This is a genomic window from Lactobacillus sp. 23-2 (assembly GCF_044902225.1).
In the GTDB taxonomy this organism is placed as follows: Bacteria; Bacillota; Bacilli; order Lactobacillales; family Lactobacillaceae; genus Lactobacillus; species Lactobacillus absianus.
Window position 1 is genome coordinate 1 of record NZ_JAOQBX010000098.1, and the last position, 271, is coordinate 271.

The 271-nt window shown below is 44.6% G+C and carries 1 tRNA gene; it reads left to right on the forward strand.

Annotated features, from left to right (window positions below):
* The first annotated feature begins 124 nt into the window (after positions 1-124).
* Positions 125-197: transfer RNA gene (locus OCH80_RS10320), tRNA-Ala, on the forward strand.
* The last annotated feature ends 74 nt before the right edge of the window (positions 198-271 follow it).

A 271-nucleotide genomic window follows, 5' to 3' on the forward strand; every position in this document is an offset into this window, starting at 1 on the left:
GAGCGCACGCTTGATAAGCGTGAGGTCGATGGTTCAAGTCCATCCAGGCCCATTGAAATGAAAGAAAATTGCTTCTTTACATTTCAGCCAAGATGGAGTAACATCTTGTAAGTCGAATAAATTTGGGGGCATAGCTCAGCTGGGAGAGCACCTGCTTTGCAAGCAGGAGGTCATCGGTTCGATCCCGTTTGCCTCCATTGGTCATGTAATGACCAGACTTGTACGTTGAAAACTGAATACTTAATCCAAGAAAAAACCGAGACATCATTGT